This is a genomic window from Chitinophaga sedimenti (assembly GCF_023156195.1).
In the GTDB taxonomy this organism is placed as follows: Bacteria; Bacteroidota; Bacteroidia; order Chitinophagales; family Chitinophagaceae; genus Chitinophaga; species Chitinophaga sedimenti.
Genome location: NZ_JAKUKA010000001.1, coordinates 3,585,739 through 3,609,988 on the forward strand (window position 1 = coordinate 3,585,739; position 24,250 = coordinate 3,609,988).

General features: G+C 51.0%; 32 protein-coding genes and 2 pseudogenes. 17 read left to right on the forward strand and 17 right to left on the reverse strand.

What is annotated here, in order from left to right; all coding sequences use genetic code 11:
* A complete protein-coding gene (locus MKQ70_RS20415; protein WP_248073950.1) occupies window positions 1-1,152 on the reverse strand; it encodes a HAMP domain-containing protein in 1,152 nt (383 codons plus the stop codon).
* Window positions 1,153-1,399: 247 nt separating this feature from the next.
* Between MKQ70_RS20415 and MKQ70_RS20420 the strand changes: the two genes are divergently transcribed.
* The 4 genes from MKQ70_RS20420 to MKQ70_RS20435 all read left to right on the forward strand — a co-directional run bounded on the left by MKQ70_RS20420 (window position 1,400) and on the right by MKQ70_RS20435 (window position 2,868).
* Window positions 1,400-1,744, forward strand: coding sequence for a response regulator (locus MKQ70_RS20420; RefSeq protein ID WP_248073951.1), 345 nt, complete (start codon window positions 1,400-1,402; stop codon window positions 1,742-1,744).
* A 145-nt stretch (window positions 1,745-1,889) separates the two neighbouring features.
* A complete protein-coding gene (locus MKQ70_RS20425; RefSeq protein WP_248073952.1) occupies window positions 1,890-2,507 on the forward strand; it encodes an alpha/beta hydrolase in 618 nt (205 codons plus the stop codon).
* A 5-nt stretch (window positions 2,508-2,512) separates the two neighbouring features.
* Window positions 2,513-2,716, forward strand: coding sequence for a cupin domain-containing protein (locus MKQ70_RS20430; RefSeq protein ID WP_248073953.1), 204 nt, complete (start codon window positions 2,513-2,515; stop codon window positions 2,714-2,716).
* Complete coding sequence (locus tag MKQ70_RS20435) at window positions 2,710-2,868, forward strand: cupin domain-containing protein (RefSeq protein WP_248073955.1); 159 nt, start codon at window positions 2,710-2,712, stop codon at window positions 2,866-2,868. Before MKQ70_RS20430 ends, MKQ70_RS20435 begins: the two co-directional genes overlap by 7 nt.
* On the opposite strand, the gene MKQ70_RS20440 is transcribed toward MKQ70_RS20435, so the two are convergent.
* From MKQ70_RS20440 to MKQ70_RS20475, 8 genes are all read right to left on the reverse strand, one after another.
* The gene (locus MKQ70_RS20440) at window positions 2,858-3,313 is read right to left on the reverse strand and encodes a GNAT family N-acetyltransferase (protein WP_248073956.1); all 456 of its coding nucleotides are present in this window, start codon (window positions 3,311-3,313) and stop codon (window positions 2,858-2,860) included. The two genes, MKQ70_RS20435 and MKQ70_RS20440, sit on opposite strands and share 11 nt — an antisense overlap.
* Window positions 3,314-3,384: 71 nt before the next feature.
* Window positions 3,385-3,978 (reverse strand): hypothetical protein, encoded by a 594-nt coding sequence (locus tag MKQ70_RS20445; protein WP_248073958.1) that lies wholly within the window; start codon window positions 3,976-3,978, stop codon window positions 3,385-3,387.
* A gap of 37 nt (window positions 3,979-4,015) precedes the next feature.
* Window positions 4,016-5,158, reverse strand: a complete 1,143-nt coding sequence (locus MKQ70_RS20450; RefSeq protein ID WP_248073960.1) for a DUF4302 domain-containing protein — start codon at window positions 5,156-5,158, stop codon at window positions 4,016-4,018.
* Complete coding sequence (locus tag MKQ70_RS20455) at window positions 5,155-5,328, reverse strand: hypothetical protein (protein ID WP_248073962.1); 174 nt, start codon at window positions 5,326-5,328, stop codon at window positions 5,155-5,157. Before MKQ70_RS20455 ends, MKQ70_RS20450 begins: the two co-directional genes overlap by 4 nt.
* A gap of 12 nt (window positions 5,329-5,340) precedes the next feature.
* Window positions 5,341-6,075, reverse strand: coding sequence for a zinc-binding metallopeptidase (locus MKQ70_RS20460; protein WP_248073964.1), 735 nt, complete (start codon window positions 6,073-6,075; stop codon window positions 5,341-5,343).
* A 190-nt stretch (window positions 6,076-6,265) separates the two neighbouring features.
* On the reverse strand, window positions 6,266-7,519 hold the full coding sequence (locus MKQ70_RS20465) for a RagB/SusD family nutrient uptake outer membrane protein (protein ID WP_308199104.1): 1,254 nt from the start codon (window positions 7,517-7,519) through the stop codon (window positions 6,266-6,268).
* Window positions 7,520-7,729: 210 nt separating this feature from the next.
* A complete protein-coding gene (locus MKQ70_RS20470) occupies window positions 7,730-10,660 on the reverse strand; it encodes a SusC/RagA family TonB-linked outer membrane protein (RefSeq protein ID WP_248081523.1) in 2,931 nt (976 codons plus the stop codon).
* Window positions 10,661-10,662: 2 nt separating this feature from the next.
* On the reverse strand, window positions 10,663-11,127 hold the full coding sequence (locus MKQ70_RS20475) for a carboxypeptidase-like regulatory domain-containing protein (protein ID WP_248073966.1): 465 nt from the start codon (window positions 11,125-11,127) through the stop codon (window positions 10,663-10,665).
* 166 nt (window positions 11,128-11,293) lie between these two features.
* On the opposite strand from MKQ70_RS20475, the gene MKQ70_RS20480 reads away from it, so the two are divergent.
* Entirely contained in the window at window positions 11,294-11,440 is a 147-nt protein-coding gene (locus tag MKQ70_RS20480; RefSeq protein WP_248073968.1) for a hypothetical protein, read from the forward strand.
* Here the strand turns inward: MKQ70_RS20480 and MKQ70_RS20485 are convergent.
* Entirely contained in the window at window positions 11,437-12,207 is a 771-nt protein-coding gene (locus MKQ70_RS20485; RefSeq protein ID WP_248073970.1) for an alpha/beta fold hydrolase, read from the reverse strand. The genes MKQ70_RS20480 and MKQ70_RS20485 overlap by 4 nt on opposite strands.
* A gap of 300 nt (window positions 12,208-12,507) precedes the next feature.
* Here MKQ70_RS20485 and MKQ70_RS20490 point away from each other — a divergent pair, with 300 nt between their 5' ends.
* From MKQ70_RS20490 to MKQ70_RS20530, 9 genes and pseudogenes are all read left to right on the forward strand, one after another.
* Entirely contained in the window at window positions 12,508-13,302 is a 795-nt protein-coding gene (locus tag MKQ70_RS20490) for a DNRLRE domain-containing protein (protein ID WP_248073972.1), read from the forward strand.
* Complete coding sequence (locus tag MKQ70_RS20495) at window positions 13,299-14,984, forward strand: CBM96 family carbohydrate-binding protein (RefSeq protein WP_248073974.1); 1,686 nt, start codon at window positions 13,299-13,301, stop codon at window positions 14,982-14,984. Before MKQ70_RS20490 ends, MKQ70_RS20495 begins: the two co-directional genes overlap by 4 nt.
* 96 nt (window positions 14,985-15,080) lie before the next feature.
* Window positions 15,081-15,617, forward strand: a complete 537-nt coding sequence (locus tag MKQ70_RS20500; protein ID WP_248073976.1) for a pyridoxamine 5'-phosphate oxidase family protein — start codon at window positions 15,081-15,083, stop codon at window positions 15,615-15,617.
* Between the two features lie 146 nt (window positions 15,618-15,763).
* Window positions 15,764-16,162 carry an O-methyltransferase gene (locus MKQ70_RS20505; RefSeq protein WP_248073978.1) on the forward strand — a complete coding sequence of 133 codons (399 nt, stop codon included), beginning with the start codon at window positions 15,764-15,766 and terminating at the stop codon, window positions 16,160-16,162.
* Between the two features lie 2 nt (window positions 16,163-16,164).
* On the forward strand, window positions 16,165-16,338 hold the full coding sequence (locus tag MKQ70_RS20510) for an O-methyltransferase (protein ID WP_248073980.1): 174 nt from the start codon (window positions 16,165-16,167) through the stop codon (window positions 16,336-16,338).
* 4 nt (window positions 16,339-16,342) lie between these two features.
* Window positions 16,343-17,112, forward strand: a pseudogene (gene xth / locus MKQ70_RS20520) (exodeoxyribonuclease III).
* An 11-nt stretch (window positions 17,113-17,123) separates the two neighbouring features.
* Window positions 17,124-17,687, forward strand: a complete 564-nt coding sequence (locus MKQ70_RS39025; protein WP_282456624.1) for a LysR family transcriptional regulator — start codon at window positions 17,124-17,126, stop codon at window positions 17,685-17,687.
* A gap of 37 nt (window positions 17,688-17,724) precedes the next feature.
* Complete coding sequence (locus tag MKQ70_RS39030) at window positions 17,725-18,066, forward strand: LysR substrate-binding domain-containing protein (protein WP_282457492.1); 342 nt, start codon at window positions 17,725-17,727, stop codon at window positions 18,064-18,066.
* 20 nt (window positions 18,067-18,086) lie between these two features.
* Entirely contained in the window at window positions 18,087-18,278 is a 192-nt protein-coding gene (locus MKQ70_RS20530) for a hypothetical protein (RefSeq protein ID WP_248073984.1), read from the forward strand.
* A gap of 152 nt (window positions 18,279-18,430) precedes the next feature.
* Here MKQ70_RS20530 and MKQ70_RS20535 read toward each other — a convergent pair whose 3' ends face one another.
* The gene (locus MKQ70_RS20535; protein WP_248073986.1) at window positions 18,431-18,640 is read right to left on the reverse strand and encodes a helix-turn-helix domain-containing protein; all 210 of its coding nucleotides are present in this window, start codon (window positions 18,638-18,640) and stop codon (window positions 18,431-18,433) included.
* Window positions 18,641-18,643: 3 nt separating this feature from the next.
* Entirely contained in the window at window positions 18,644-19,195 is a 552-nt protein-coding gene (locus MKQ70_RS20540) for a DUF2975 domain-containing protein (RefSeq protein ID WP_248073988.1), read from the reverse strand.
* Between the two features lie 600 nt (window positions 19,196-19,795).
* Here MKQ70_RS20540 and MKQ70_RS42470 point away from each other — a divergent pair.
* The 3 genes and pseudogenes from MKQ70_RS42470 to MKQ70_RS20550 form a co-directional block, all read left to right on the forward strand.
* Window positions 19,796-20,083 (forward strand): annotated as a pseudogene (locus tag MKQ70_RS42470) (DUF6597 domain-containing transcriptional factor); the annotation flags it as partial.
* A 359-nt stretch (window positions 20,084-20,442) separates the two neighbouring features.
* A complete protein-coding gene (locus MKQ70_RS42475) occupies window positions 20,443-20,571 on the forward strand; it encodes a helix-turn-helix transcriptional regulator (protein ID WP_372490128.1) in 129 nt (42 codons plus the stop codon).
* A 60-nt stretch (window positions 20,572-20,631) separates the two neighbouring features.
* Window positions 20,632-21,381: a nitrilase-related carbon-nitrogen hydrolase gene (locus tag MKQ70_RS20550; protein WP_248073991.1), complete on the forward strand. Its 750-nt coding sequence runs from the start codon at window positions 20,632-20,634 to the stop codon at window positions 21,379-21,381.
* A 186-nt stretch (window positions 21,382-21,567) separates the two neighbouring features.
* Here the strand turns inward: MKQ70_RS20550 and MKQ70_RS20555 are convergent, their stop codons facing one another.
* The 5 genes from MKQ70_RS20555 to MKQ70_RS20575 all read right to left on the reverse strand — a co-directional run bounded on the left by MKQ70_RS20555 (window position 21,568) and on the right by MKQ70_RS20575 (window position 24,248).
* Window positions 21,568-21,774, reverse strand: coding sequence for a YkgJ family cysteine cluster protein (locus tag MKQ70_RS20555; RefSeq protein ID WP_248073993.1), 207 nt, complete (start codon window positions 21,772-21,774; stop codon window positions 21,568-21,570).
* Window positions 21,775-21,809: 35 nt separating this feature from the next.
* The gene (locus MKQ70_RS20560) at window positions 21,810-22,067 is read right to left on the reverse strand and encodes a YkgJ family cysteine cluster protein (protein ID WP_248073995.1); all 258 of its coding nucleotides are present in this window, start codon (window positions 22,065-22,067) and stop codon (window positions 21,810-21,812) included.
* A gap of 51 nt (window positions 22,068-22,118) precedes the next feature.
* The gene (locus tag MKQ70_RS20565; RefSeq protein WP_248073997.1) at window positions 22,119-22,517 is read right to left on the reverse strand and encodes a hypothetical protein; all 399 of its coding nucleotides are present in this window, start codon (window positions 22,515-22,517) and stop codon (window positions 22,119-22,121) included.
* Between the two features lie 301 nt (window positions 22,518-22,818).
* A complete protein-coding gene (locus tag MKQ70_RS20570) occupies window positions 22,819-23,316 on the reverse strand; it encodes a TlpA family protein disulfide reductase (RefSeq protein ID WP_248073998.1) in 498 nt (165 codons plus the stop codon).
* Complete coding sequence (locus tag MKQ70_RS20575; protein ID WP_248073999.1) at window positions 23,313-24,248, reverse strand: tetratricopeptide repeat protein; 936 nt, start codon at window positions 24,246-24,248, stop codon at window positions 23,313-23,315. The genes MKQ70_RS20570 and MKQ70_RS20575 overlap by 4 nt, the downstream gene beginning before the upstream one ends.
* Between the last annotated feature and the right edge of the window lie 2 nt (window positions 24,249-24,250).

The following is a 24,250-nucleotide window of genomic DNA, read 5'->3' on the forward strand; positions in this document are numbered from 1 at the left end:
TCAGATTGCCCCCATCTGGTTCACAGAATCCGTCAGGTCTTTCCACACACCACCTACACCTTTTACCGTAGCCTGTCCGCCCAGCTTACCTTCCGATCCCACCTCACGCGCCACACGGGTCACTTCGGAGGAGAAGGAGTTCAGCTGATCCACCATCGTATTGATCGTATTCTTCAACTCGAGGATTTCCCCTTTTACGTCCACCGTGATCTTACGGCTTAGGTCACCCCGCGCCACCGCGGTGGTTACTTCTGCGATGTTACGCACCTGGCCGGTCAGGTTGGCCGCCATCTGGTTTACCGAGTCTGTTAAGTCTTTCCAGGTACCACCTACACCCGGTACGTGGGCCTGACCGCCCAGCTTACCGTCCGTACCCACCTCGCGCGCCACGCGCGTTACTTCGGAGGAGAAGGAGTTCAGCTGGTCCACCATCGTGTTGATGGTATCTTTCAGTTCGTGGATTTCCCCCTGAACATCTACGGTAATCTTTTTCGAGAGGTCACCTTTTGCCACAGCGGTGGTCACATCCGCAATGTTACGCACCTGCGCCGTCAGGTTACCCGCCATCTGGTTTACCGAATCTGTCAGGTCTTTCCACACCCCTGCTACGTCTTTTACTTTCGCCTGTCCGCCCAGTTTACCTTCCGAACCCACCTCACGAGCCACACGTGTTACCTCGCGGCTAAAGAGGTTCAGCTGTTTCACCATCCCGTTTACCTCGGTGGCGATACGGGCAAACTCGCCCTGTAATACGTGCCCTTCGATTTGCAGGGTCATCTCCTGCGAAAGATTACCCTTTGCCACAGAACTGATTACGTGTGCTATTTCGATGGTGGGATGTACCAGGTCGGAAATTAGTGTATTGATAGACGTTACCGCCGTATTCCACGAGCCACGTGCGGTACGCGGCAGGGTTACACGGTGATTCAGTTTTCCCTGTATGCCAATGGTGTTGCGCGCGAGGTTGAGCTCGTCGACCAGTGTTTCATTAAGGGATATAATATCATTTAGCGTATCACAGATTTTACCGCTGATGCCTAAACTGTCGATGGGCATGCGGGCAGAAAAGTTACCGTTTTTTACTTCGGCTAATACTTGCAGTAATTGACGTAAATCAAGGTCGTCTGTCAGGGTTTCTGGCACAGGTTTCACGGGCTTAGGCGTCGGTTTTGTGGATTTTTGTGGAGCTAATTCCACAGTGCCCGCAGCGCCGTTTTTCCCGGAAGCTTTCTTTCGGCTATTCATGATAGGAGATATTAAGCGTGTGATGAGGACGTTACGATTCCAGTTATTTAAATTTTCTTGATGGCATTAACTTCAAATACACATTGTCTTGAGCAAAGAGTTTTTGCCTAATTTAGAAGGCAATCATTACTTTTGATCCAAACTCTACCTATACATGCAATTTCCAGGCCATTCAAACAGGCTGATCCTTTTAGCGGAAGATGATACCGATGACCATGAATTACTGAAAAATGCGTTTAATGAAATCGACCCTGCCTGGCAGGTAGTCTGTATATCCAACGGCAAAAAATTCGTGCAACACCTCGATACTATTGAGGACAGTGCACTGCCTGCATTGCTGGTGCTTGATTACAACATCCCCGAACTCACCGGCGTTGAAATTGTTGAAACCCTGAATCACCATGGCCGATACCGGGCATTCCTAAAATTATCTGGAGTACTTCTTCCAGCCCCGTGTTTATTGCGAAAAGTATTGAACTCGGTGTGGTGGATTACGTGATTAAACCCAGCGATCTTGCCTCGTTCAAAGCAATTGCCGCCCATATGTTATCTTTTATAAAAGCCTGATTGTACATATCACCGGTTTTGTTGCCCGCATTCATTCCTTCCGGCTTTATATGGCCGGAATAGTGCACCTTTGTGGCATGCATACCAAACAAATTATCACTGCCGGCGCGGACCTTTCAACCGCCAAAAAGGCGCTGATCATGATACATGGTCGCGGCGGCTCGGCACAGGACATCCTATCGCTGGCGCAGCACCTAAATGTAAAAGCGTACGCGCTCGTGGCGCCACAAGCCACCAACCATACGTGGTACCCGTTTTCGTTTATGGCGCCTCCGCAGCAAAATGAACCCTGGCTCAGCTCGGCCCTTCAGGTGCTGGAAGATACCGTGGATGAGGTGGTAGACAGCGGCATCGCCAAAGAAAATATTTACTTCCTCGGCTTTTCGCAGGGCGCCTGTCTTACGCTGGAATTCATTGCCCGTAATGCTGCCCGTTTCGGAGGCGCCGTAGCGTTCACCGGCGGATTGATCGGCGATAAGATCTATCCCGAAAATTATAAGGGAGACTTTGCACAAACGCCCATCTTTATCGGCACCTCCGATCCTGATCCGCATGTACCGGTAGAGCGGGTATACGCCTCCGCGAATATCCTGCGTGATATGAATGCGGATATCACCGAAAAGGTATATACCAACATGGGACATACGATTTCGCAGAACGAAGTGGACCTGGCCAATCAACTGGTGTTTAAATAAAGACAATGCAACAATATCCCGTAACCCGCATTTACAGCGATACCAACGGCGACAGCCGCTTTGAGGACGTAAGCGTGCCGATGAACGAGGCCGGTGAAATCGGCTGGCTGTCGGACGGGCTGCCCGTGAAATCCATCATTTTCAGGGAAGTGGAGCCTTCGTACGACTACGACTTTCACAACGCGCCGCAGCGGCAGTACTGGTGCTGATCGACGGAGAAATTGAGATCACCACCTCGTTGGGCGATACGCGACGGTTTAAGGGTGGAGATGTGTTGTTGCTGGAAGATACCGAAGGTAAGGGGCATCGCACCAAGAATATTATCCCGGTGCGAAGAAAGTCGTTGTTCATTACCTTGTAACCACGCGTTTCTTCATACAAACGCTGTCTTTCGAGTCGGCGTACTGCCCGTAGTTGGCTATCACTTCGTATTGATGCTTTGCATACAGTGCCACCGCATCGGGCATAAAGCTGCCTGTTTCCAGGACGCAGTATGTATACCCTTCTTCCGCGGCCCATTGTTCCAGCTCTTTTAATACTGCGCCGGCAACGCCTTTTCCACGCTGCTCCTCGCGGGTGTACATGCGTTTAATTTCGGCCATGCCTTCGTAGGGCTTAAACGCACCGCAACCAACAGGGCGGCCACCTTCATAAGCAACTACTACATTTTTAAGTTGATCGATCTTGTTAAAAGCCGAGAAAAATGCATCCTGCTCTCCGTTCACTTTAGAGAGATAGGTGTCCAGCAGCTGCACAAGCGCGCGAAAATCCGGGTGGGAGGAATCTGTGCGGAGAAGTGTACGCATCTTTTTATATCAAAATAATAAAAAATGGCCGGTCGTACCGGACCGGCCAATGTTTTTATACATAGCGTGCGTTAATCTTCCAGTTTCAGATAGGCTTTTACCGCCGCATAATTGTTCCAGTCGATCGGCGCTTTTCTCGCGGCCGTACCTCCCGGGATCAATATATAACGGTACTGCTGCAACTTCGAGCCGTTCCGCGTACCGGTACCAAAGTTACCATTGGCGAGCAGGTAAACTCCATTGGTAAAGTAGGTCGTGCTGATCAGGTACCCGTAGAACAGGTCGGTCAGCGGCAGCGGTTCGATGTTGGGCACAGCAGCCGTATTCCAGTTGATATACATTTTAACTTCGCCTGAAGTTAGAATTTCCTGCGTCAGTTTGGGTATGGCGAGCTGCGATTCCCATGCTACCGTATCCACTACACCGGTGGTTCTGTCCGTATCCTTGATGGGGGCGTATCCCACATCCAGCCAGCCGGAGTAAATCACATTAGCGGAACCTGCGGGGCCAGCAGGACCTGCAGGACCAGCGGGGCCGGCCGGACCAGCGGGACCTTGTTCGCCCTGCGCACCGGCGGAGCCGTCTTTACCACAAGAAGTCACAAAAGCGACCATCGCTATTACGATCATGGGGATATATACAATCCTCAGCATAGTTCTTTTCATAAAATCGGGTTTAGTTTATGTGTTAGTGTTTAATTTTTTATTGTATCCAGTTGATCCAGGTTTTCGCGTCGCGCGCACAAACCATGTCGTAGGTGCTGGCGCCGGTTTGCACGAGGTAATACCCCTGGGTGTCCGGGAACTGCACTACTGTATTTACAAACGGTGTGTCGTCGGCCGGCAGATTTGCATCTCCCAATACACCGTAGAACGAGAAGTAAATACGGCCGTTGGCGAATGTCGGCGGACGGAATGCAGGGCCGTAATAAATACCCGCACCGCTCGCACCATTCAGGATAAAGCCGGACAAATCGTAGGTTACACCGCTATCGGTGCCGAACTGCGAGAAGAATGTGAGGAACAGGTAACCCGGCAGTTTGGTGATGCCGAATGCGTCACGCACCCCATTGGAATAGAAACCTGTTTCGGATACCCAGTACGGATCGCCCAATGCAGCGTTCCACCAGCGGCGGGGCGCATTGGCATCGTTTACCAGGGGAGCAATCGCCCCGCTCAGGAGCGCCGGCGTATTACCATTTACATTCAGGTTAAATGAAGCCAGGGCGCTGTTCCAGGTCAGGTTCGTGAGGAAACGGATCGTAGTGCCGCCGTTCACCAGTGGATTGGTCAGCTCAACGCCATTGCTGTTAAAATAGTAACTGGTCGTAAAAGCCCGCGGCGTTGTTCCATCTACCCAAATGAAAGTAACGGTGCGCGTAACCGTGTTGATGCGCACTTCATATTGCACCCCACCGATCGTAAGGCGCTTAAAATATTGCAGGATGTAACTGGACGTGGATTGAAACAACACCGCCGAGCGCCAGGAACCGTTTGTCCACGCCTGGTAATCGGCCTGCGTGGATTTCTTAAACGTCAGTTTGCTGCCCTGCTGGCGGCCTGTCAGTTTAATACTGTCACCGGCCAGCGTATCGAGCGTAAATTCAAAATCTGAATATAAACCGGCGCCACTGTCGCCACCATTTACACTGCCATCCGGATCAGCCAGGATGTGCAGGTAAGTGTAAGTATCGAAGAGCAAACTCGGTACGCGCAAGGCTTTCAGGCGATAGCTGCTTTCTTTTTCCACAGAAGAGGTAGCAGTATCGATATCGCCGAACGTTTTTACGCGGTTGGCATTATTGAACGAAAAGTGAAAATTGTAGATGCCGCCCGCAGCCGTCACCAGTTGCGCGTTCCAGCCGTACTGCGATGTTTCCAGCGCGGTCTGGTACTGGCTACTTCCGCTTCCATCCGCTCGTTAGCCGTTTGCTCAAAAACGTAATTATCGTCTTTTTTACAGCCGGCCAACACCAGCAGGGCCATGATCGGGTATAATAAAAATTTCTTCATCATCTTGATTTTGCTTTACTTGATGAGGCGCTCTACCGAAGCCCTCGTGCGGGCTTGCAGGCTGTAAAAATCAATTTTCCATATGTCTTTGAAGTACGCTACCACGATCGCTTCCTTTGCCCGCAGTTTTGCGCGCGCCTGGTCGGGCGTCGTACCGTTAGGCCCGTTTTCCGTAATGCCTGCCAGCATTGCATTAAAACCGGCCCGGCCTTCTACCAGCATCAGCGAGATCATTTCCACAAAGTCTTCGTCTGTACCACTCATGGCGTAGGCAGATATGAAGCCATCGTTCAGCGCGTCGTAGTCGGATACGTTGTTCCAGTTCGAAGTGTACATACCCACAGAGATCCTTTTAAAGTCTACCGGGTACATCACGTTCTGGTGCAGGATGTGTCCGAACTCGTGCTCTATCGTGTGAAACATTTCCTTCACGTTAAAGGAGTCGGATGCCTGGTAACCGGCCATGCCCTTAACTCTAAAATCGTTGATTACGTATAAGACCACGCGGCGGCCACCTTCTGCGGTACCGAGGGTAATGGTGCCATCCTGGTTGTAACTCGCGCTGCCTACTAATACAAAATATTTAGGCACCAGTTTTTTGATGAACAACTCACCGGCTTCGGCTACGTAATTATCCAGCCACACACTGCGGATGGAGCTGAGCACGGGAATGATCTTCTCTTCTTTTGGTGGCACCAGGTTTTTGGAGAAATCCAGTTCGGCCTGGTCCCATTTATATTTTACAGACACGTTGTACTTCGCGGTAAGACTGTCTTTGATCCATATATCGATAGGGCCGGGCGTCCGGTATCGGGGCCAAGGCCGGGAATATCCACATCGCCGAGACTATCGTCCTTGCAGGCTGCCAGCGCGCCGCAACAAAGAAGGAAAAAGAGGACTGTACGTTTTATTATATACATGCTTAATGTCTTTAAATGGATTAACGGGGATTCAGTTCAATGCCGGACAATTCGGCGGATTGCGGAATCTGGAACAAACGGCGTTTGTCATCGGCCTCCAGTACTTCAATTTCGCCTTCTGCCGTGGTGTGCGTTACCGGGATGCGGTACCGCAGGATATCTAACCAGCGCATACCCTCCTGCGCATATTCCGCGCGTTTAAAATCGAGAATGGTGCGGATGATGGCCAGTTGCGTATTGTTTGTTCCGTAGTAGTTCCTCACTTTTGCGGCGGTGAGCACGTGCGTGGCGGCATTGTAATTCAGGATGCGCGTAGCGGCATATACGTTCAGGTCGGCCAGCGCAGCATCTGTTTGTCCCAGGTAAGTATTAGCCTCCGCGCGGTTGAACAACACTTCTTCTGCCGTTAAAGCCGGCACTACCACATTAGCCGTACCGATATCCGCATTTACAGACGAACGCAGGAAGTGCTCGTTAATTTTCGGGATCATATAATTCTGTTCGCCCGAAGTATACGTCTGGTTGCGGAAGGCCCAGGTACCACCCGTCGGGTTGGTCGCAAATATTGCATCGCGCACGGTGGAGTTCATCGCGTAGCGGAAGGTGAAATAATAACGGCCCCAGGCAGATGGCGTGTGAATCAACAGCAGGTTAGCCGGTTCGGTCGCTTTGGCGTACGTGGCCCACAATTCATTGTATGTTAAAGTGAGGTAGGTCGTATTCCAGGGACGCAGCATCGCGGTGATATTACCGGTGGAGAACACGAGGCTGGCGTAAGATGCCGATGTGGCAAAGTCCTGTTTAAAGAGGTAAAAGCGGCAGGCAAAAGCGTTGGCGGCTGCCCGGTTAAAGTGATAACGCGGCACGGAGTACAGGTTATCGCTGATCAGGGGCAAACCGGTCAGCAGGTCTTTTTCGATCATCTCGTACACATACTTCACTGTTTTACGCTCGTATTGTTTGATCACTTCTTTTTCCGGCACCGTTACGTATGGAATACCGGGATCGGTAGCGGAAGCGGTCGGATCGTACGTTTCGGAAAACGTAGTGACCAGCATGAAATGTGCGTACGCACGGGCGAGCAATGCTTCGCCTTTTTGCGCGGTATATAACGAAGGATCCTTCGCTTTGCTGATCGTTTCCAGCGCCTGGTTGGCCACCGCGATAGCGGCGTAACAGGCATTCCAGTAATATTCGGGGAATCTTCTGGTCTTCCCGCACAACACGGAACAGGTAAGGGTCCACGTTAATGTTTTCGGTATACCTGCCAACACCTTTGTCTGCCGCATTATCGGAGGCCGATTCGAAGAAGGCCATATAATTGGCGTTGGGATACGCCGTGCCAAGCAACTGCGCTACCTGCTCCGGTGTTTTAAGCGACGCGCGGTTGTCCGGCGACTGCTCCGGGAACTTCTTACAGCCACTTGCCGCGAGGACCAGCATCAGCAAAGTATATATTGATAGTTTCTTCATGTTCGTTACGATTAAATACCAACTTTCAGGGACAGCGTATATTGTTTCTGGATGGGCAATGCCACACCGCCGGCATTAAAGAATTCCGGGTCCTGCCCAAACAGGCGGCGGTCGGAATAAATGAGCCAGGGGTTCGTGGTTGCTGCCGTTATGCTTACCGCGTTCATGTGCAGGCGGTTCAGCAGTTTCGGTGGTACGTTGTAAGCCAGGGAAACAGTTTTCAACCTGATAAAATCGCCTCTGGCCACCCGTTGGGTAGAATAGTTGTAGTTGTTATAAGGATACGCGCCACTCTCCACATGCGCTTTTTCGTAAGCGCCCATCAGCGAAGGAACGCTGGTAAATGCTTCGTCGCCCCGCAATGCCCAGCGGTTCATAAACTCGCGGGGTAAAGCGTCCAAGTCGGAGTAATCGGTTTTAAACACCGGGTTCAGGCGGATGGTGTTTCCCCACTGGTAGGTAAGAAAGAAGTTCAGCGTAAATTCTTTGTAGTTGAAGGTATTGGAAAAACCGCCGGTAATGGTGGGATCTACCTGTCCTTCGTACTGCAGGTATGCTATATTCTGATCCTGCAGGTACACGGCCTGGCTGGGTTTACCTGTTTCATCCATGAACATGGGCACCCCGTTTTGCGGGTCCAGTCCGGCAAACTTCAGCGAGAACAAACTGCGCACCGGGTATCCCTGAACATTGCCCCCTTCGGGCACCACCAGGTCAAATATGCGGGGGCGGTTTTCCGCGCGGGTGATTTCGTTATGGTTGTAACCAAACGTCAGGTTCGTACGCCAGCCCCAGTCTTTCTTTTTAATGATTTGTCCGCCGATGAGCACCTCGGTACCCCACGACGACATGTCCGCGTAGTTCGCTGCCTTTTCTGCCTCACCACCAATACCGGAAGTACGGATAATGCTGATCAGGTCAAAACTCTTGCGGGTATATCCATCGAGGCTCATGGTCAGCCGCTGATCGAAGAAACCCGCATCGATACCTACGTTCGCGGTGTTCGATTTTTCCCAGGTGAGATCGGCGTTTTCGAGCGCCGCGAGCTGGATCACCGACTCCGATTCAGTGACATAAGGACGGGCGGCGTTGATGTTACGTAATACGATCGTGGAGTTGGTCGCCGGGCCCATACTGGCCGTTAAACCGTACGAGGCGCGTAGCGTCAGGTAACTCACCTTTTCTACGTTTTCCATAAAGTCCTCCCTGTCCAGGTTCCAGGAGCCAGCTACGCTCCAGGTAGGCAACCAGCGCGCAGTGCGGGAGCTACCCAAACGATTGGAGCCATCGTAACGCACCGTACCGGTCAGGTTATATTTCGCATCGTACGAATATCCGGCCGATCCGTAAAACGCCACGAACCGGTCATAATCCTTACTCATGCCATAATACGGGAAATTGGTCTCGATGGTTTGCTTCAGGATGCGGTAATCCACGAAAGGCACGCCGCCGTTTCCATATTGATAACCATACCCGGTATTATTGAAGTTCTGCCGGTCGGCCGACTTCACCTGCATACCTGCCAGCAGGTTCAGGGAATGTACATCGTCAAAGGTTTTGGTATAATTCAGGCTGTTCCTGAAATCGTAACTCACCAGCTGATCTTCCGCACGGTTGTAAAAACCACCGTATGGCAATACTACTTCCGGCTCCGCTTCAGGGTTATCCGGATCGCGGTACAGGAAACGGTTCCTGGTGCGAATGGTAGAATTACCCGCCGCACGGTACGCGTTTGCCATGTTAGCATTTTCGGTAATCTGGTGTTCACGCGAAGATTTTACATACCGTAGGGCTCCAACAAACTCGTACTTCAGATCGTTGGTGAGTTTGTAATTCAGGTCTCCCTGCAAACGGAGGTCCACCACATTGATATTAAGCCAGTTATTTTCCAGCTCCGTCAGGATGTTGAACGGCGCAAAGTTGCGGGTAAAGAATTCGCGGCTGCCGTCTTCGTTATAAGCGGTTACGGCGCGACTGCTGTTCAACGCATAACTGAACGGGTTGATGTCGAAGTCGCGGTCGAACTGGCCTTCTACCGGGTTCGGATTACGCCCCAGTGAACCGGCCGCCCGCTGCTGCCTTACGGAAGCCAGCGTCGAGAAACCAACTTTTAACCGGTCGGAAAATGTATAGTTGTTGCGGAAATTCAGCGTATAGCGGCTCACCCTGTCGGAAATAGCCCAACCATTATCATTATAAAAAGAGGTAGAAAAGTAAGATTGCGATTTATCGGTACCAAACGAAATGGAGAGCGAATGTTCCTGCAGCAGGTTGTTATTAAACAGCAGGTCGTACCAGTCGGTATTGGCTTTTGCGTACCGTTGCAGGTAGGCGGTCATCGCCTCCGGCGTATTGGGATAAATGTAGTTGCCATTGGCATCCATCTGGGAAACGCCGTTGTACCATTTGCCGAAAATGCCATAGTTCCCGTTATCGATGATATTCGGGGTGAGTACGCCCAGTCCTTCGAGTTCGGACAACACGCCCATTTGTTCGGCCGAGTTCATGATATTGTATTCGCGGTACGAAGGTTTCAGCTGGGTGCTGAAGTTGCCGGTGTACGTGATCACCGGTTTACCCACGCGGCCTTTTTTCGTGGTGATCACCACTACCCCGTTCATGGCCCGTGCGCCGTACAGGGCGGTAGCGGCAGCATCTTTCAGGATCGCGAAACTTTCAATATCGTTGGCGTTGAGACCGGCCACCGCGGAACCCAGCAAAGTAGTAGGATCGCCGCTGGAGAGTTGGTCGTTGGAAATGTTCACGATATCTTCCAGCACTACGTTATCCACCACCCACAACGGTTTGTTATCACCATTGATGGAAGTGGCGCCGCGCACACGCACTTTCGGCGCCGCGCCAAAGGAGCCGGATACGTTTTGGATAGACACACCGGCCGCGCGGCCTTCCAGCATGCGGCTAACGTCTACCACACCGTCCATTTTCACATCGTCGGCTTTGAGGGTAACGGCGGCGCCGGAAAACTTACGTTTGTCCAGTCCTGGAAACCCGTTACCACCACTTCGGACAGTACGCCTTCCTGTTTGGAGAGCCGCACATTGATCGCTGCGCCACGGAATATGGCTACAACGGAGCGTTTACCGATGTAGCTAAAACGGAGGCTATCGCCGGGACTGGCAGCGATAGAATAATCGCCATTCGCGGTGGTGAGCACCCCTTTACGTTTCACGAGGTTTTCGACGGTTACGCCGGGCAGGGGAATATTTTCTTCGGCATCCATTACCTGCCCGCGTGCCTGTTGCTGGCGGGCGGTGTCCTGGAAGGCTGTTGTTCCTGTTGAAGCTGTTGTATCAGAAGGAATTGAGACCAGTACAGGTAATAAAAGTAGGACGATCGGGAATCGTTTCATCCATCCCCGGATAGAACAGGATTGTACCAATAAATACATGGGCATACATGGTTTTGTATATTCGATTTCTTTGGTTGATATTGTCAGCGCTACATCAAATGCTCTTCGGGGCTCTCTCTCGGCTATTGCGTTTAACAACAGTTATTGTCCAGGTCGGGATGACTACACCTACCTGTTCATAAGTTACGAATATAAAACCAATGTTGTGATCTTTTTTGCCGCTTTGCCCAAAGCGATGGCGCTACAGCGTGTAGGCGGTATGGGGGATATCCGGATTAACAAAAGCGGGCCGGGCGAACCGGGCAGTGAGAAAGAAAAGGGGCCGGCCGCAGCCGGTTACCCCCGTCCCTAACAAATTACTTTTAGCGCGGCGGCGGCCGTCTCTATTACTTTGGCCACTTCCACGGGTTTGGAAATAAACACGCAGTGGCTGCCTTTCAGCTCGGTGATGGTAGCGCCGGCACGTTTGGCCATGGCACGCTGCCCGTCCGGCACGATCGTTTTATCTTCCGTACCCACCACATACCGGGACTTTTTGCTTTTCCAGGCCGCCTGTTTCACCGACGCCCCGAACGCGGCGCCATTGATAGGAATCTGCGAATCCGCCATAAATGCGGCCAGTTCCTTCGACAAATCCGCGCAGAAATTAGCGTGGTAACGCGCCCTGTCGAACCATACAAACCCGTTGGCGTCCGGTGGCAGTACCGAAAAATCGGGGTTAGGAGGTCCAGACTGCAGCAATTGCGCCAGGGTTTCACCTTCGGCCGGTACGAAGGCATCTACATATACCAGCCCTTTCACCTTTTCGTGGTTACCGGCTTCCGTCACCACCGCGCCGCCATAGGAATGACCCACGAGCAATACCGGCCCTTCGATGCGGTCGATGGTGCGCATAACGGCTGCCACATCGCCCTCAAAACCGAGGTTGGGATTTGTTGCCACACTTACGTTGTAACCTTTTTTTACGAGGGCTTTATATACGCCCTCCCAGCCGGAGCCGTTGGCAAATGAACCATGCACCAGCACGATGTTTTTCACCTGCGCCTGCAAAGCGCTTACCGACAGGCATAACAATGCCAGCAGCAGGCCATGCCTGCTTTTCATAAGAATTTTCCTCATGGTTTAATACAGATTAAGTTGTGTAGACAGGGTGTTAATCAATATTGTAAAACTACCGTTTCGCACAACGGCGGACAATGGATAATGAGGGACTTCTATTGTATATATCCGGGCGGCGATTTTGATACATCGTTGGAGTAAAAGCGGGAATAAGCGGATAAACCATCGCCTGTCAGCGACTTACATCGAAATGAAAGCTGCAAAGGGAGGCAGAGCTTTCGGGCGACTGTTATGAATAGCAGTGGCCTTTCTCTAATTTCCAGATACCAAAATCTTTTCCACAACCCTAATATACATTACATGCAAACACAATTGGTATTACGAAAGCTACGGCTTGTAGCCCTGCTATTGGTAACGGGCACTTATTGTAAGGCGCAGTCCTACACAAAAGTGACCACCGCGATCGCAGATTCCTATGTAAACAGCAATACGGCAGACAGCGGCCGTTATACGAACTATGGTACTTCCACGCAATTACGCTTCCGGTATTCGCAAACGGGCAGTACTTCTGTTTACAACCTGGTCACCTATCTTAAGTTCGACATCAACGATCTTGCTTTACCCGCCAATGCCGTGGTGGACTCCGTATCGCTGGGCGCTTCGGTGTATTTTTCGCAGTCGGGTACCGGGCACGTATGGCACCTGTTAAGAGTGGCGGATACCACCTGGTCCGAAACCGGCATTAACTGGAACAACAAACCGGCATTTGGACCGGACACACTGAGCGCCGTGACCAAACCAACCGGTACCATTTCAGAGGCCACGCCCTACCGCGCTAAATGGAACGGCCTGGCGGGTGCTTTTAACACGGCGCGTTCGGCCGGGACGAAGTTTTCACTGGCATTGTATACGCGACTGAATACCGCGGCCAACACGTCGGCCTATAGCCGCGAATGGAGCGTAGACAGTCTGCGCCCGAAGCTCACCGTGCACTATCACCTGGGCTCCGCTCCTGCCCTGCCGGAGGTGGAGTCGCGCAAGCACAACTTAAACCTGATCTATTTTTTACCGACAGATGTGGACACGGTGGCGAACTACCGCCAACGCCTGAACGGCATTATGCTGGCGGCACAGAACTTTATCGCAAATGGATGAATTACTGGGGGTATACCGGTGAAACATTTGGGTTGAACAAAGAACCCAATGGAATGGTAAAACTCACGATCATCAACGGTTTGTACGACAAAACACATTACCCTTACGATGGCGGCGGCTCGCTGATCATCCCGGAAATTAACGCGTACTATGCTGCGCATCCCGAAGAAAAAACCAGCTCGCACTACCTGGTAATTTTGCCTGAAACCGGTTACAATCCTTTCTATGGCCTGGGGCGCTATTGCTTCGCGCTCGACAATATCAATATTGACACCAATTACACCGGCACTTCCAACTACATCGGTGGATTGGTGCACGAGTTGGGACACGGGTTGAACCTGCCGCACGACAAAGAAAAAGTATCTGAGAAAGCCAATCCGGCAATGGGCACTGCATTAATGGGCAGTGGGAACACGACTTACATGGATTCGCCCACGTTCCTCACCGCGGTGGAATGTGCGACGCTCCATGTATCGGAAACGTTCCGCAGCGAGGATACGATCACTGATTTATATGGCGGCGGCACGGCCTCCTTTACCTCCTTCCACTCCGCCTATTCTGGTGGCAACATTGTACTGAGCGGGCGTTACAGCGCTACAAAATCCGTAAGTTCGATACTGGCCTATAACGACCAGGACGACGATGGCGCCAACTACGACCAGGTGGGCTGGGTAACGAATCTCGCAGGTACCGATAGCTTTTATGTGAGCATGCCGGTGGCCGAGTTCTGGAAGAAGTACAGTACATACACCCTTCGCTTGCGTTTCCTGTTTACGAACGGGTCGTCTAAGGACATCACCTTCCCCTACTACTTCGCGAATAATCTCCCGGTAATCGACATCAACTTTCAACCGATGACGCGGCCCGCGGGCTTAACGCCGGTGGCCGATACGTACATCCGCAATGGCAGTTACGCGGCGACCAACTATGGCACCGATTCTTCTATGACGGTAAAACCGGATCCCGCAAATGGTTTTGCCAGGGAGATGTTCCTCAAATTCCGTTTATCGCAATATGGCGGCACATTGGCGAATGTTACCTCTGTGAAGCTCGCCGTTAAAGTAAACAGCGTTAACTCCGGCGCCGGCGGCACCAAATTGTATGCGCGCTGGCTGAAAAAGAACGACTGGGAAAACAGCGGCACACCGCTTACCTGGAACGGGTACATCGCGGACAGCAGTCACGTTGATTCGCTGTATGCCAACTACTATTATGGTGGTGGCTGGATGGTTTTTGACCTGAGCCGCGACAGGCTACTGAGCCGCATACAGGCGGGCGATTCGGCGATTACCATTCATATTTCCGGTATTTATACCGGATCGGGCGCCGGCACTTCCGACCTCAGCTTTGCGAGCAGCGAGGCCAGTGCGGGTAACCGGCCGTCGTTGATATTGACAGAAGGCAGCAGTTTGCTTTCCGCGCCGGTTGCCATGGCGCCGCGGGTAACGCCGGCGGCGAAAACCACGATCTACCCCAACCCGGCACGTTCCGTGACCTATGTACGTTCCGCGGAAACAGGTAAAGCGGTCTTGTTCGATGGTAATGGCAAACCGGTGTTGCAGGTGATGCTGGATAAAAATGGCAATAACGAGATCAATGTGCGGCATTTGCCGGCGGGTATCTATTACCTCAAAATGGAAAAAGGCAGCCAGCCTGTTTTCAAGATATCCGTTGTGCATTAACCCGTTTTGTTTTTTGGTGGATGAGCGGCTTCCGGCAATGGGGGCCGCTCTTTTGTTTGGCATGATTTTACACGCGGTGTTTTAAAATCATACACCATGGACAGCATTAACAAACAGCAGCCTGAAGAGAATCATGAGGATTTAAAGGGACAGGCGGCCATCAAAAAGCTGAAGGAATTGAGTGACAAAGCCCAAAGCTGTTTCTTTTGCACGCAACTGACCAGCAGCGGGGCGTTTTCTACACGGCCAATGGCGGTGCAGGAAATAGACGAGGCCGGCGACATCTGGTTCCTCAGCGCATCCGACAGCCACAAAAACAAACACATTAACGCCGATCCGTACGTACAGTTGCTGTTCCAGGGCAGTGCGCACTCCGATTTCATGACCATTTACGGCCATGCGACTATCACCCGGGACAAGGAAAAGATCCAGTCGCTGTGGAATCCCATCCTGAAAACCTGGTTTACAGAGGGCGAAAACGATCCCCGGATTACTGTGATTAAGGTGAGCCCGCGCGATGGGTATTACTGGGATACCAAACATGGTCAGGTCGTAGCTTTTGCGAAACAGATCGTTGGGGCAATGACCGGGAAAACGCTGGATGACTCGATTGAAGGGAAATTGAAGGTATAAACACTGAACTACGCATTCACTTCGTGCGACAAATGCGCCATTTACTGCACAAAAACGACAAAAACGTCATTTGGTTGGGCTGCCGGTCCGTAAACCGGCATCTTTGCCCTATACGTAAAAGCCGATAGAATGCGTACATTTATTTCATGACTGATGCAGTAACCTCCCGCTACCCCGCCGCCTATATGGCTATCGATGAAGCCACGCGCGCATCCGGCTTTACCATGGCCTCCGATCCCCAAACCTGTTCACTGCTGCGCACGCTGGCAGCGGGCAAGCCAGGGGGCAGATTCCCGGAGCTGGGTACCGGCACGGGGCTGTCTACCGCCCGGATTCTCAGCGGGATGGATGCAAAGTCCACCCTCATTTCCATCGACAATGACGCTGTTTTCCTGGGGATTGCCCGGGAACACCTGCCGGACGAACGGCTGCAACTGGTATTGTCGGATGGCGGGGAATGGCTGCAACAGCATTTGCCCGATAAATTCGACTTTATTTTTGCAGATACCGGCATGGTAAGTACCTGCTGCTCGACGAAGCCCTGAACATGCTGGAACCGGGCGGCCTGTACATCATTGACGACATGCTGCCACAACCCAACTGGCCGGATGGACACGCGGAAAAGGCCACCAAACTGCTCGAGGTGCTCGACGAACGGGATGATTTGCATGTAACCCGGCAGTGCTGGGCGACAGGCATTGTTATCTGCGTAAAAAAATGACAACATGAAAATAGCTACTTACAATGTAAACGGCGTGAACGGACGCTTACCCGTACTGCTCCAATGGCTGGAAGAAACCAAGCCGGACGTGGTATGCCTGCAGGAGTTAAAAGCCCCGCAGGAAAAATTCCCGGAACAGGCCATCCGCGACGCGGGTTACAACGCTATCTGGCACGGACAAAAAGCTGGAACGGCGTAGCCATCCTGGCGCGCAACCTGGACATACAGGAAATAGGCCGCGGACTGGCGGGTGACCCGGAAGATTTGCACAGCAGGTATATTGAGGCGATGGTAAACGGCATTCATGTTGGCTGCCTGTACCTCCCGAACGGTAATCCTGCCCCCGGTCCCAAGTTCGACTATAAAATGAAGTGGTTCCAGCGTTTTACGAAGCATGCGGCGAAACTGGTACATTCCGACACCCCGGTAGTGCTTTGCGGCGATTACAACGTGATGCCCACCGAACAGGATGTATACAAACCCGAAAGATGGGTGGAAGACGCGCTGTTCCGTCCCGAAACCCGCGCCGCCTTTGCCGGTGTAACCGCCCAGGGCTGGACGGATGCACTGCGCACCTTGTATCCCAACGAAACGATTTATACCTTCTGGGATTATTTCAGGAATGCGTTTGGCCGGAATGCCGGGCTGCGCATCGACCATTTCTTACTGAATGAAAAGCTGGCAGGCAGACTGAAAGCCGGCGGTGTGGATACATTTGTACGCGGCTGGGAAAAAACGAGCGATCATGCCCCGGTGTGGATTAAGATCGCGTAACCAATTATAACATGTTCGATTTTCGATTAAAAGTATTTCATACCGTGGCCCTGCGCCTGAATTTTACGCGGGCGGCCGAGGAGTTGTTTATTACGCAACCTGCCGTTACCAAACATATTCACGAGATAGAGGCTGCCTATCAAACCAAATTATTTGAACGCAACGGCACCAAAATAAAGCTGACCGCCACCGGTGAGTTATTGTTTAAACATACCGAAGAACTGTTCAAGATTTACCGCGACATCGACCTGGATCTATCGGCCGTAAGCGAAAACCTGAAAGGCACGCTGCGCCTCGGCGCCAGCACAACCGTAGCGCAATACGTACTACCAGCCCACCTTGCCGCCTATAAACAGAAGTTCCCAGAAGTAAACATCGAACTTGTTACCCATAACACCGAACAGATAGAACGCCTGCTGGCGGACAATAAAATTGACCTCGGCATTATTGAAGGTCAGTCCAGGCGGCAACACCTGAAATACACGGCGTTCCTGGAAGATGAAATGGTGCTCTGCACCAGCATGCACAACCGTTCGGTAAAAAAAAGGCGCATTTCCCTTAAAAGACCTGCCTAAACTTCCGCTCATCGTACGCGAACCCGGTTCCGGCTCGCTGGAAGTGATGATTGCCGCACTCAAAAAGGCCGGCGTAAAATTCTCCCAGCTACAAGTGGAAATGGTGCTATCCAGCATCGAAAGCATTAAAACCTACCTGCGTCACTCGTCCGCCTTCGCGTTCCTCTCCATTCACTCTATCTTAAAAGAATTGGAGCACAAGGAACTGCAGGTGATCGACATCAAAGACTTCAACATTCCAAGAACCTTTTATTTCATTACCCAGCAGGGCGACAGCGGACAATTACCCGATATGCTGATGAAGTTCATGACGTCTAAAAGCGTCTCTGATAACTTCAGGTTATCGTACATCACCATGATTCATGAGGTAGTGGCGTAACGCTATTGTACATTTGAGTCATGGAAACGAAGCTGGATAGAACATATGCCGACCAGGTATTCCTCCGGGCCAACCGCCTGGCTAACTACCTGCGTATCGCAACGGCCATTACCCTGATCATCATTGGCAGCATTTACGCCGGTCAGCGCGACCAGCCGGCCGCGGCCCCCGTGGGCAAAGCTGACACTACCGCGGTGGTGTCGATTCCCTGATTTTATTCCACTTCAATATATCGCCGCGACCAGTTTACCATTGGGTCGTGCAAAATTAAAGGGGCTGTTGTTACGACGACGGCCCTTGTTTTATAAAAAAGCCGCTGCAAAGCAGCGACTTCCCCGGTTACGGTTTAATGAATGGCGGTAAATTACTCCTCGTCCCGGTATTCTAAAATATCTGCCGGCTGGCAATCCAGCGCCTTGCAAATAGCCTCCAGCGTACTGAATCGTATCGCTTTTGCTTTGCCGGTTTTTAAGATGGACAGGTTGGCCAACGTTAATCCCACCTTTTCCGACAGTTCGTTCAATGATATTTTACGTTTGGCCATCATCACATCCAGGTTTACAATAATAGCCATATGTTATACTGTTAATTCGTTTTCAGATTGCATTTCGGCGCCTCTTTTAAAGATTTGTCCGATGATCAGCAGCACCACGCCCATGAAAAGCCACACGTCCGCACCCCTACGTGCATGCGTTGTACATCCGGCACTTACCCCCTGTTTGGCCAGCCATTGCACATACCTGCCTGCCCAGATGGAAAAGAAACCTATAGCAGCAGCCAGGTACACAGTGAACGAAATAAAACGTATCAGATCGCTGTTAAAAGGCTGTGCCATATCGAGTTTCTTGTTATACAGCAGCATCACGATCTGGTAAAACAACGTAGCCTTCAACATGGCGACAATAGCCATCAGCGAGGCCTGTACGATAAACTGTCCCCGGTCGTATTGCAGCAGGTGAGAAAGATCAATTCCCTGCCAGAAATCCTTCGCGGCATCCGGGTTAAATGCCAGTGAACGGATGGTGCTGACGATAATACCGCCTGCATCAATACTAACACCTACAAAGATGATCCAGGAGATGATGTGTAATACGATGAGTATCTGCTTTGTCGTGATTTTAATTTCCATAAACAATGTATTTATTTGAGGTTGATGACTCAAAGATAAATAAATATTTATCGAAAAACAATAAAATTATATTGAGGAAAGGAAAATTTATATTGTAAGCCTGAAAGAAGGTAAGAGGGGGCGCCATCCCCCTTACCTTTTATTGCTTTTATCCTCTTTTTATTCACCAATATGTCAAAGAACTGATAGCAACGGGCTTTATTGGAGCGTTTTTCAACGGTCGCATAAAGCCGGAGCAAACGCTCCATTGCTTTTTTGGGTGTCCTTTTTACCACCAACTTTGCGAAGATACGGTCGTGAAATACCGATTTTGGGAACAAAGGACCGAAGCTGCATAAACCCCGGACCGCCCCCTGTTTTCCGGTCCGAACGTTGCCTCTTTGCGCTGTAACCCTTTACCAGAAAGGAATACAACTCATGTTAATTATATTGAGATTCGTATATAACTGGAATTGAAACATCTTCTAAGGAAGGTATATGGATCCTATATACTTCCTATATCCCCCTACCCGCCCAGCGAGGGTTTCAGCGAATGAGCATATAGGAAGCATATAGGATCCATATAGGATGACCAGGGGCTTTTGCGTAAATTGCAGGAGCATGCAGATTAAACCGCACCCGGCATTAACACACCTGGTTAAACACTACCTCGTGTTAAGTGGTCCGGCCGTTACGAACGGCCGGCACCGGCTGTTTGCGGACGGCAATACCGGTTTGGTGTTCAACCTGGCGCAGGCGAAATTGGGCGGACAGGAACGCGGCGCCTGGCTGTACGGACAGGTGGAAACGTTTTATGACCTTGCGATCACCGGCAACATGCAGTGGATCATCGTGGTATTGCAGCCTTATGGCGCGCACCAATTGTGGCGTGTGCCCGCTTACGAGCTGACCAATCAGTTTTTTCCTGCGGAAGATTTCTTTGGCCGGCGGTTACAGGATATTACGGAGCAATTATATGAAGCCGGGCAACTGACGGCGCAAATATCTTTGCTTAATCAGTTTCTTTTGCAGGAGTTGGCTGTCTTTTCGGACAACGACGCCACTGTTAGGGAAGCTGTAAAAAGTATATTCCAGCGGGATGGGCAGCTTACCATAAAAGATTTACTATCATCCCTGCATGTGACCGAACGCACGCTGGAGCGGAAGTTTAAACAGCACGTGGGCATCGGCCCGAAACGATATGCGGAGATCGTGAAGATGAACGCAGCCGCGAAAAGGCTGCAATTAAAAAGGACAGCCTGGCCGGCATCGCCTGCGAAAGCGGTTACTTCGACCAGGCGCACTGCATCCGCACGTTTAAAAAGTATGCAGGTATTACGCCCTCGCAATATCACACCATCGCACATCCCCTGGCGCTGAATTTCCTGCAATTATAATTTGTCGGTTTTGTACAATACGCCGGTTAAGGCAGCGCCTAATTTTGCCTTTAAAAAGACATGCACCCCATTAAAATAGCCACTGCGCAATTCGAAAACCGCAGCAACGACAAAGCCTATAATCTCAGTAAGATCCGTGAACTGGCCGCCGCCGCGAAGATGCAGGGTGCGCAGGCGATCGCGTTTCATGAGTGTTCCGTTACCGGTTACACCTTTGCACGGCACCTCGATAAAGCGCAACTTACCGCCGTTGCCGAACGTATACCCGACGGCCCCAGTGTACAAGCGCTCATCCGCACTGCACAGGAACTGGACATCGCCATCCTCGCAGGCCTCTTTGAACTGGGCGACGACGGCCACCTTTACAAAGCCTATGTATGCGTAGATAAAACCGGCCTGCTGGCGAAGTACCGCAAGCTGCACCCTTTCATCAACCCGCACCTTACGCCGGGCGATGCTTATGTTGTATTTGAATTACTGGGCTGGAAATGCGGCATCCTTATTTGCTATGACAACAACGTGATCGAAAATGTACGCGCCACCACCCTGCTGGGCGCCGATATCATCTTCATGCCGCATGTAACCATGTGCACTCCTTCTCCCCGTCCCGGCGCTGGTTTCGTGGACGAAGCGCTATGGCATAACCGGGAAGCCGATCCCACCTCTTTACGCGCGGAATTCGACGGATTAAAAGGCCGCAGCTGGCTCATGAAATGGCTTCCCGCACGTGCTTACGACAATGGTGTATATGCGGTATTTTCCAACCCGATCGGTATGGATGATGATCAATTAAAAACGGCTGCTCCATGATCCTGGATCCCTTTGGGGATGTAATCGCCGAGTGCAGGGCGTTAGGCGATGATATCAGCATTGCTTTACTGACGCCTGAAAAGCTGGAATGGGCAGGTGGACGGCGCTATCGGAATGCGCGGAGACCGGAGTTGTATAGTGATATTATTGGAGCGGCGCATCGTTCGGAACAGCAGGTGGCGTGGCTCAAAAATTCAACCGCACCTTCATCTCCTCCATCACGTTAAATATAATCGGGCAACGATCATACTGCGCGAACATCGAAAATAAACGATTGGTAAACTGTGGCAGGTGCAAACCCGGAAACACGCGACAATCCTCGAAACGCTGCTCGTAGATCGTGCAGCATTTATCTTTCAGGAAATGACAGGGAATTTGATTCATGAGCATCATACTGTCACTCCCGCCGGTTTCTATATAACGTGCTTTTACTTCAGCTTCGGGTTGATCCGGTGGTTGGCCAGCCGGGTTAACTCATATGGCAGCACCTGCACCATGAGGGAGTTGCAGCAGTTACCGCAGGCAGTACAGTCTATCTGGGGCGTAATCACGGCATCGAGCTCCTGTACGAGCACATCTATATCATCAGAAGGCTGTGATTTCAGGAAGGCCCTGAAGGCGTCGTTTTCGGCTTCCTTTTCCTGCGCTACGGCGGCTATTTCGGTGAGTTGATGTTTGAGTTCCAAGGTGTAAAGGTAGGGGTTTATGGCGGGATGATCATCTTATAGCGCATAGTCTCACTGCTGCGCCGTAAGATACCGTAAAAGTTGTTGTTGAATATTAGCGACAACCGGCCCAAACTCGTCCGGCGCTTCAAACATGAAATCTCTATTTTCCAGATACGTTAGAAACTCCGGGGCTATATATATTGAATTACTTATTTCGAGATAGTATTTGAAATAAGCCGGCCATACCCAAACGCCGTCCGTATAATAAGCATTAGGGCAAATAGACTCGCCTGTTTCCAGGTCGGAGCAAAAACTCATCCACGAGAAGACCTTTTGTCCGGCAGACATGTACCTATTCAATCTATCTCTTACTACCCCGGGATGTAATCTGCTTCCATACACCATCTGATGGAATGGAAGCGCATCTTCTATGTTATCATATTCTTTTATAAAACCAACGAGTTTCATATTATGATCGGCTGTCCGGCAATATAGACAATTTACAGATGTGATCCATCGGCTACCACACGGAGGCTATAAGGAAAGCCTTCAGCTACCGCTGAAGGCTTTCCTTATCTATACGAATATTATTTACTATCCGCCTTCTTACGGACATCTTCCGCCATTACTTTGTCGCCCCCTGAGTCACTTCACCACGGTAATTACCGGAGGGGAATCTCCGATATCCAGGCCTGCTGCGGCAAAGCCGACAGTAACAACGGAAGTAGCGTAAACAACTCTTTTTCATCCGGACTCAGTCAGATAGTGACTAAGATGCTTTTTTCGCCGCCAGCTCTATCATCGCCGACAACTCCTCTACCGCTACATCGTCTCCACCAGAAAATCCTGTCATCCTAAACCGGATATTTCCTTCCGCATCGATCACAAATTTCGCCGGAATACCTTTCACACCAAAGGCAGATACCGCATTATTTTTACGGGTAGCCGCATCTTTCGTATCCATGTAAAGGTCGAAGCGGTATTTGTTCTGCGACAGGTATTCCTGTGCATCGCGCTGCGGTGTTTCGCTGCGCTCCCACGTATGGATAAACAGGAATTTCACGTTCGGGTCTTTGCTGTATTTATCTACCGCACGCTGCATGGCAGGGAACGATTTCTTACAGGGGCCACACCAGGTTGCCCAGAAATCCAGGACGATCACTTTGCCTTTGAAGTCGGCCAGCGATACGGTGTTGCCTTTTACATCTTTCACCGAGAAAGCCGGAGCTGCCTCGCTGATCAGCATTTTTGCCACCTCTTTCTTCATCCTTTCTGCCAGGTTGGCCTGCAGCTGCGCAAGGTATTCGGTTCCTTTTTGCCGGGATTCAGTTTTTCATATGCAATCCCCAGTTCGCGTTTCAATTCCGCATCACCTTTACCATCCCGGACAATGCTGTCCATTAATGGGAATGCCTCTTTATACTGACCACTTTTACTCAGGAGGAAACCATAGTCGCGTTTCAGCTCCTGTGATTTATTTTTAGTGCTGTCGTATACTTCTTTCGTGTACTTCAACGCATCCGTGTAATTCTTCTGCTGTTGCAAAATCTGTGCATATAAGTTAAGGAAGCGGTAGTAATCAGCACGGGGATTAGCCAGGCGGTCACCGGCGCGGCCAGGATCGGGATTTTTCGCCAGTGAACGGGCATTATCCAGTTCCTGTTTCACCAGCGCTTCGGCAGATTTTGGATCATAGGCCATCAGCTGACCTGCGATAATTTGCACGCTCATCAGGCGGCTCGACTGCTGTTTTATCTTCTTCAAATATTCCAGCGACTTCTTCGTATTTTTCTCCACCACGTAAGCGTTGGCAACAGAATAATAAATCATGTCGTAATCCTTCCCGGGAAAATCCTTCTGAAAGCTGGCTGCCATGGCTTCCTGTTCCTTACCGGTTTTACCCTGGTAGATTTTATTTTGCCGGTCGACGGCCGCAAACTTACCAAGGGGATATTGTTTGATAATCGCTTCGAACAGCGAATCGGCAGCTCCTTCGTCCTTTTGATTATAGTATTGCAGCAACACGCCAAGATCGTCTTCGTTGCCTTTTTCGAGCTTGATAATACGCTGTTGCAGCGCTGCCGGATCTTTTTCTGTTAAGAGTGAATCCAGTCGCGGATCCCTGGGTGGTCGGCCACCCTGTTGCGCCACCGCACAGGTGGTGGCGAGCAACAGGCAGGCAGTGATCAATTTCTTCATGT

Coding starts and splice junctions, on each gene's coding strand:
- MKQ70_RS20420 (WP_248073951.1), top strand. CDS start 1,400: ATGCAATTTCCAGGCCATTCAAACAGGCTGATCCTTTTAGCGGAAGAT.
- MKQ70_RS20425 (WP_248073952.1), top strand. CDS start 1,890: ATGCATACCAAACAAATTATCACTGCCGGCGCGGACCTTTCAACCGCC.
- MKQ70_RS20430 (WP_248073953.1), top strand. CDS start 2,513: ATGCAACAATATCCCGTAACCCGCATTTACAGCGATACCAACGGCGAC.
- MKQ70_RS20440 (WP_248073956.1), bottom strand. CDS start 3,313: ATGCGTACACTTCTCCGCACAGATTCCTCCCACCCGGATTTTCGCGCG.
- MKQ70_RS20445 (WP_248073958.1), bottom strand. CDS start 3,978: ATGAAAAGAACTATGCTGAGGATTGTATATATCCCCATGATCGTAATA.
- MKQ70_RS20455 (WP_248073962.1), bottom strand. CDS start 5,328: ATGATGAAGAAATTTTTATTATACCCGATCATGGCCCTGCTGGTGTTG.
- MKQ70_RS20470 (WP_248081523.1), bottom strand. CDS start 10,660: ATGGACGGTGTGGTAGACGTTAGCCGCATGCTGGAAGGCCGCGCGGCC.
- MKQ70_RS20475 (WP_248073966.1), bottom strand. CDS start 11,127: ATGTATTTATTGGTACAATCCTGTTCTATCCGGGGATGGATGAAACGA.
- MKQ70_RS20485 (WP_248073970.1), bottom strand. CDS start 12,207: ATGAGGAAAATTCTTATGAAAAGCAGGCATGGCCTGCTGCTGGCATTG.
- MKQ70_RS20490 (WP_248073972.1), top strand. CDS start 12,508: ATGCAAACACAATTGGTATTACGAAAGCTACGGCTTGTAGCCCTGCTA.
- MKQ70_RS20495 (WP_248073974.1), top strand. CDS start 13,299: ATGAATTACTGGGGGTATACCGGTGAAACATTTGGGTTGAACAAAGAA.
- MKQ70_RS20500 (WP_248073976.1), top strand. CDS start 15,081: ATGGACAGCATTAACAAACAGCAGCCTGAAGAGAATCATGAGGATTTA.
- MKQ70_RS20505 (WP_248073978.1), top strand. CDS start 15,764: ATGACTGATGCAGTAACCTCCCGCTACCCCGCCGCCTATATGGCTATC.
- MKQ70_RS20510 (WP_248073980.1), top strand. CDS start 16,165: ATGCTGGAACCGGGCGGCCTGTACATCATTGACGACATGCTGCCACAA.
- MKQ70_RS39025 (WP_282456624.1), top strand. CDS start 17,124: ATGTTCGATTTTCGATTAAAAGTATTTCATACCGTGGCCCTGCGCCTG.
- MKQ70_RS20530 (WP_248073984.1), top strand. CDS start 18,087: ATGGAAACGAAGCTGGATAGAACATATGCCGACCAGGTATTCCTCCGG.
- MKQ70_RS20535 (WP_248073986.1), bottom strand. CDS start 18,640: ATGGCTATTATTGTAAACCTGGATGTGATGATGGCCAAACGTAAAATA.
- MKQ70_RS20540 (WP_248073988.1), bottom strand. CDS start 19,195: ATGGAAATTAAAATCACGACAAAGCAGATACTCATCGTATTACACATC.
- MKQ70_RS20550 (WP_248073991.1), top strand. CDS start 20,632: ATGCACCCCATTAAAATAGCCACTGCGCAATTCGAAAACCGCAGCAAC.
- MKQ70_RS20555 (WP_248073993.1), bottom strand. CDS start 21,774: ATGATGCTCATGAATCAAATTCCCTGTCATTTCCTGAAAGATAAATGC.
- MKQ70_RS20565 (WP_248073997.1), bottom strand. CDS start 22,517: ATGAAACTCGTTGGTTTTATAAAAGAATATGATAACATAGAAGATGCG.
- MKQ70_RS20570 (WP_248073998.1), bottom strand. CDS start 23,316: ATGAAGAAAGAGGTGGCAAAAATGCTGATCAGCGAGGCAGCTCCGGCT.
- MKQ70_RS20575 (WP_248073999.1), bottom strand. CDS start 24,248: ATGAAGAAATTGATCACTGCCTGCCTGTTGCTCGCCACCACCTGTGCG.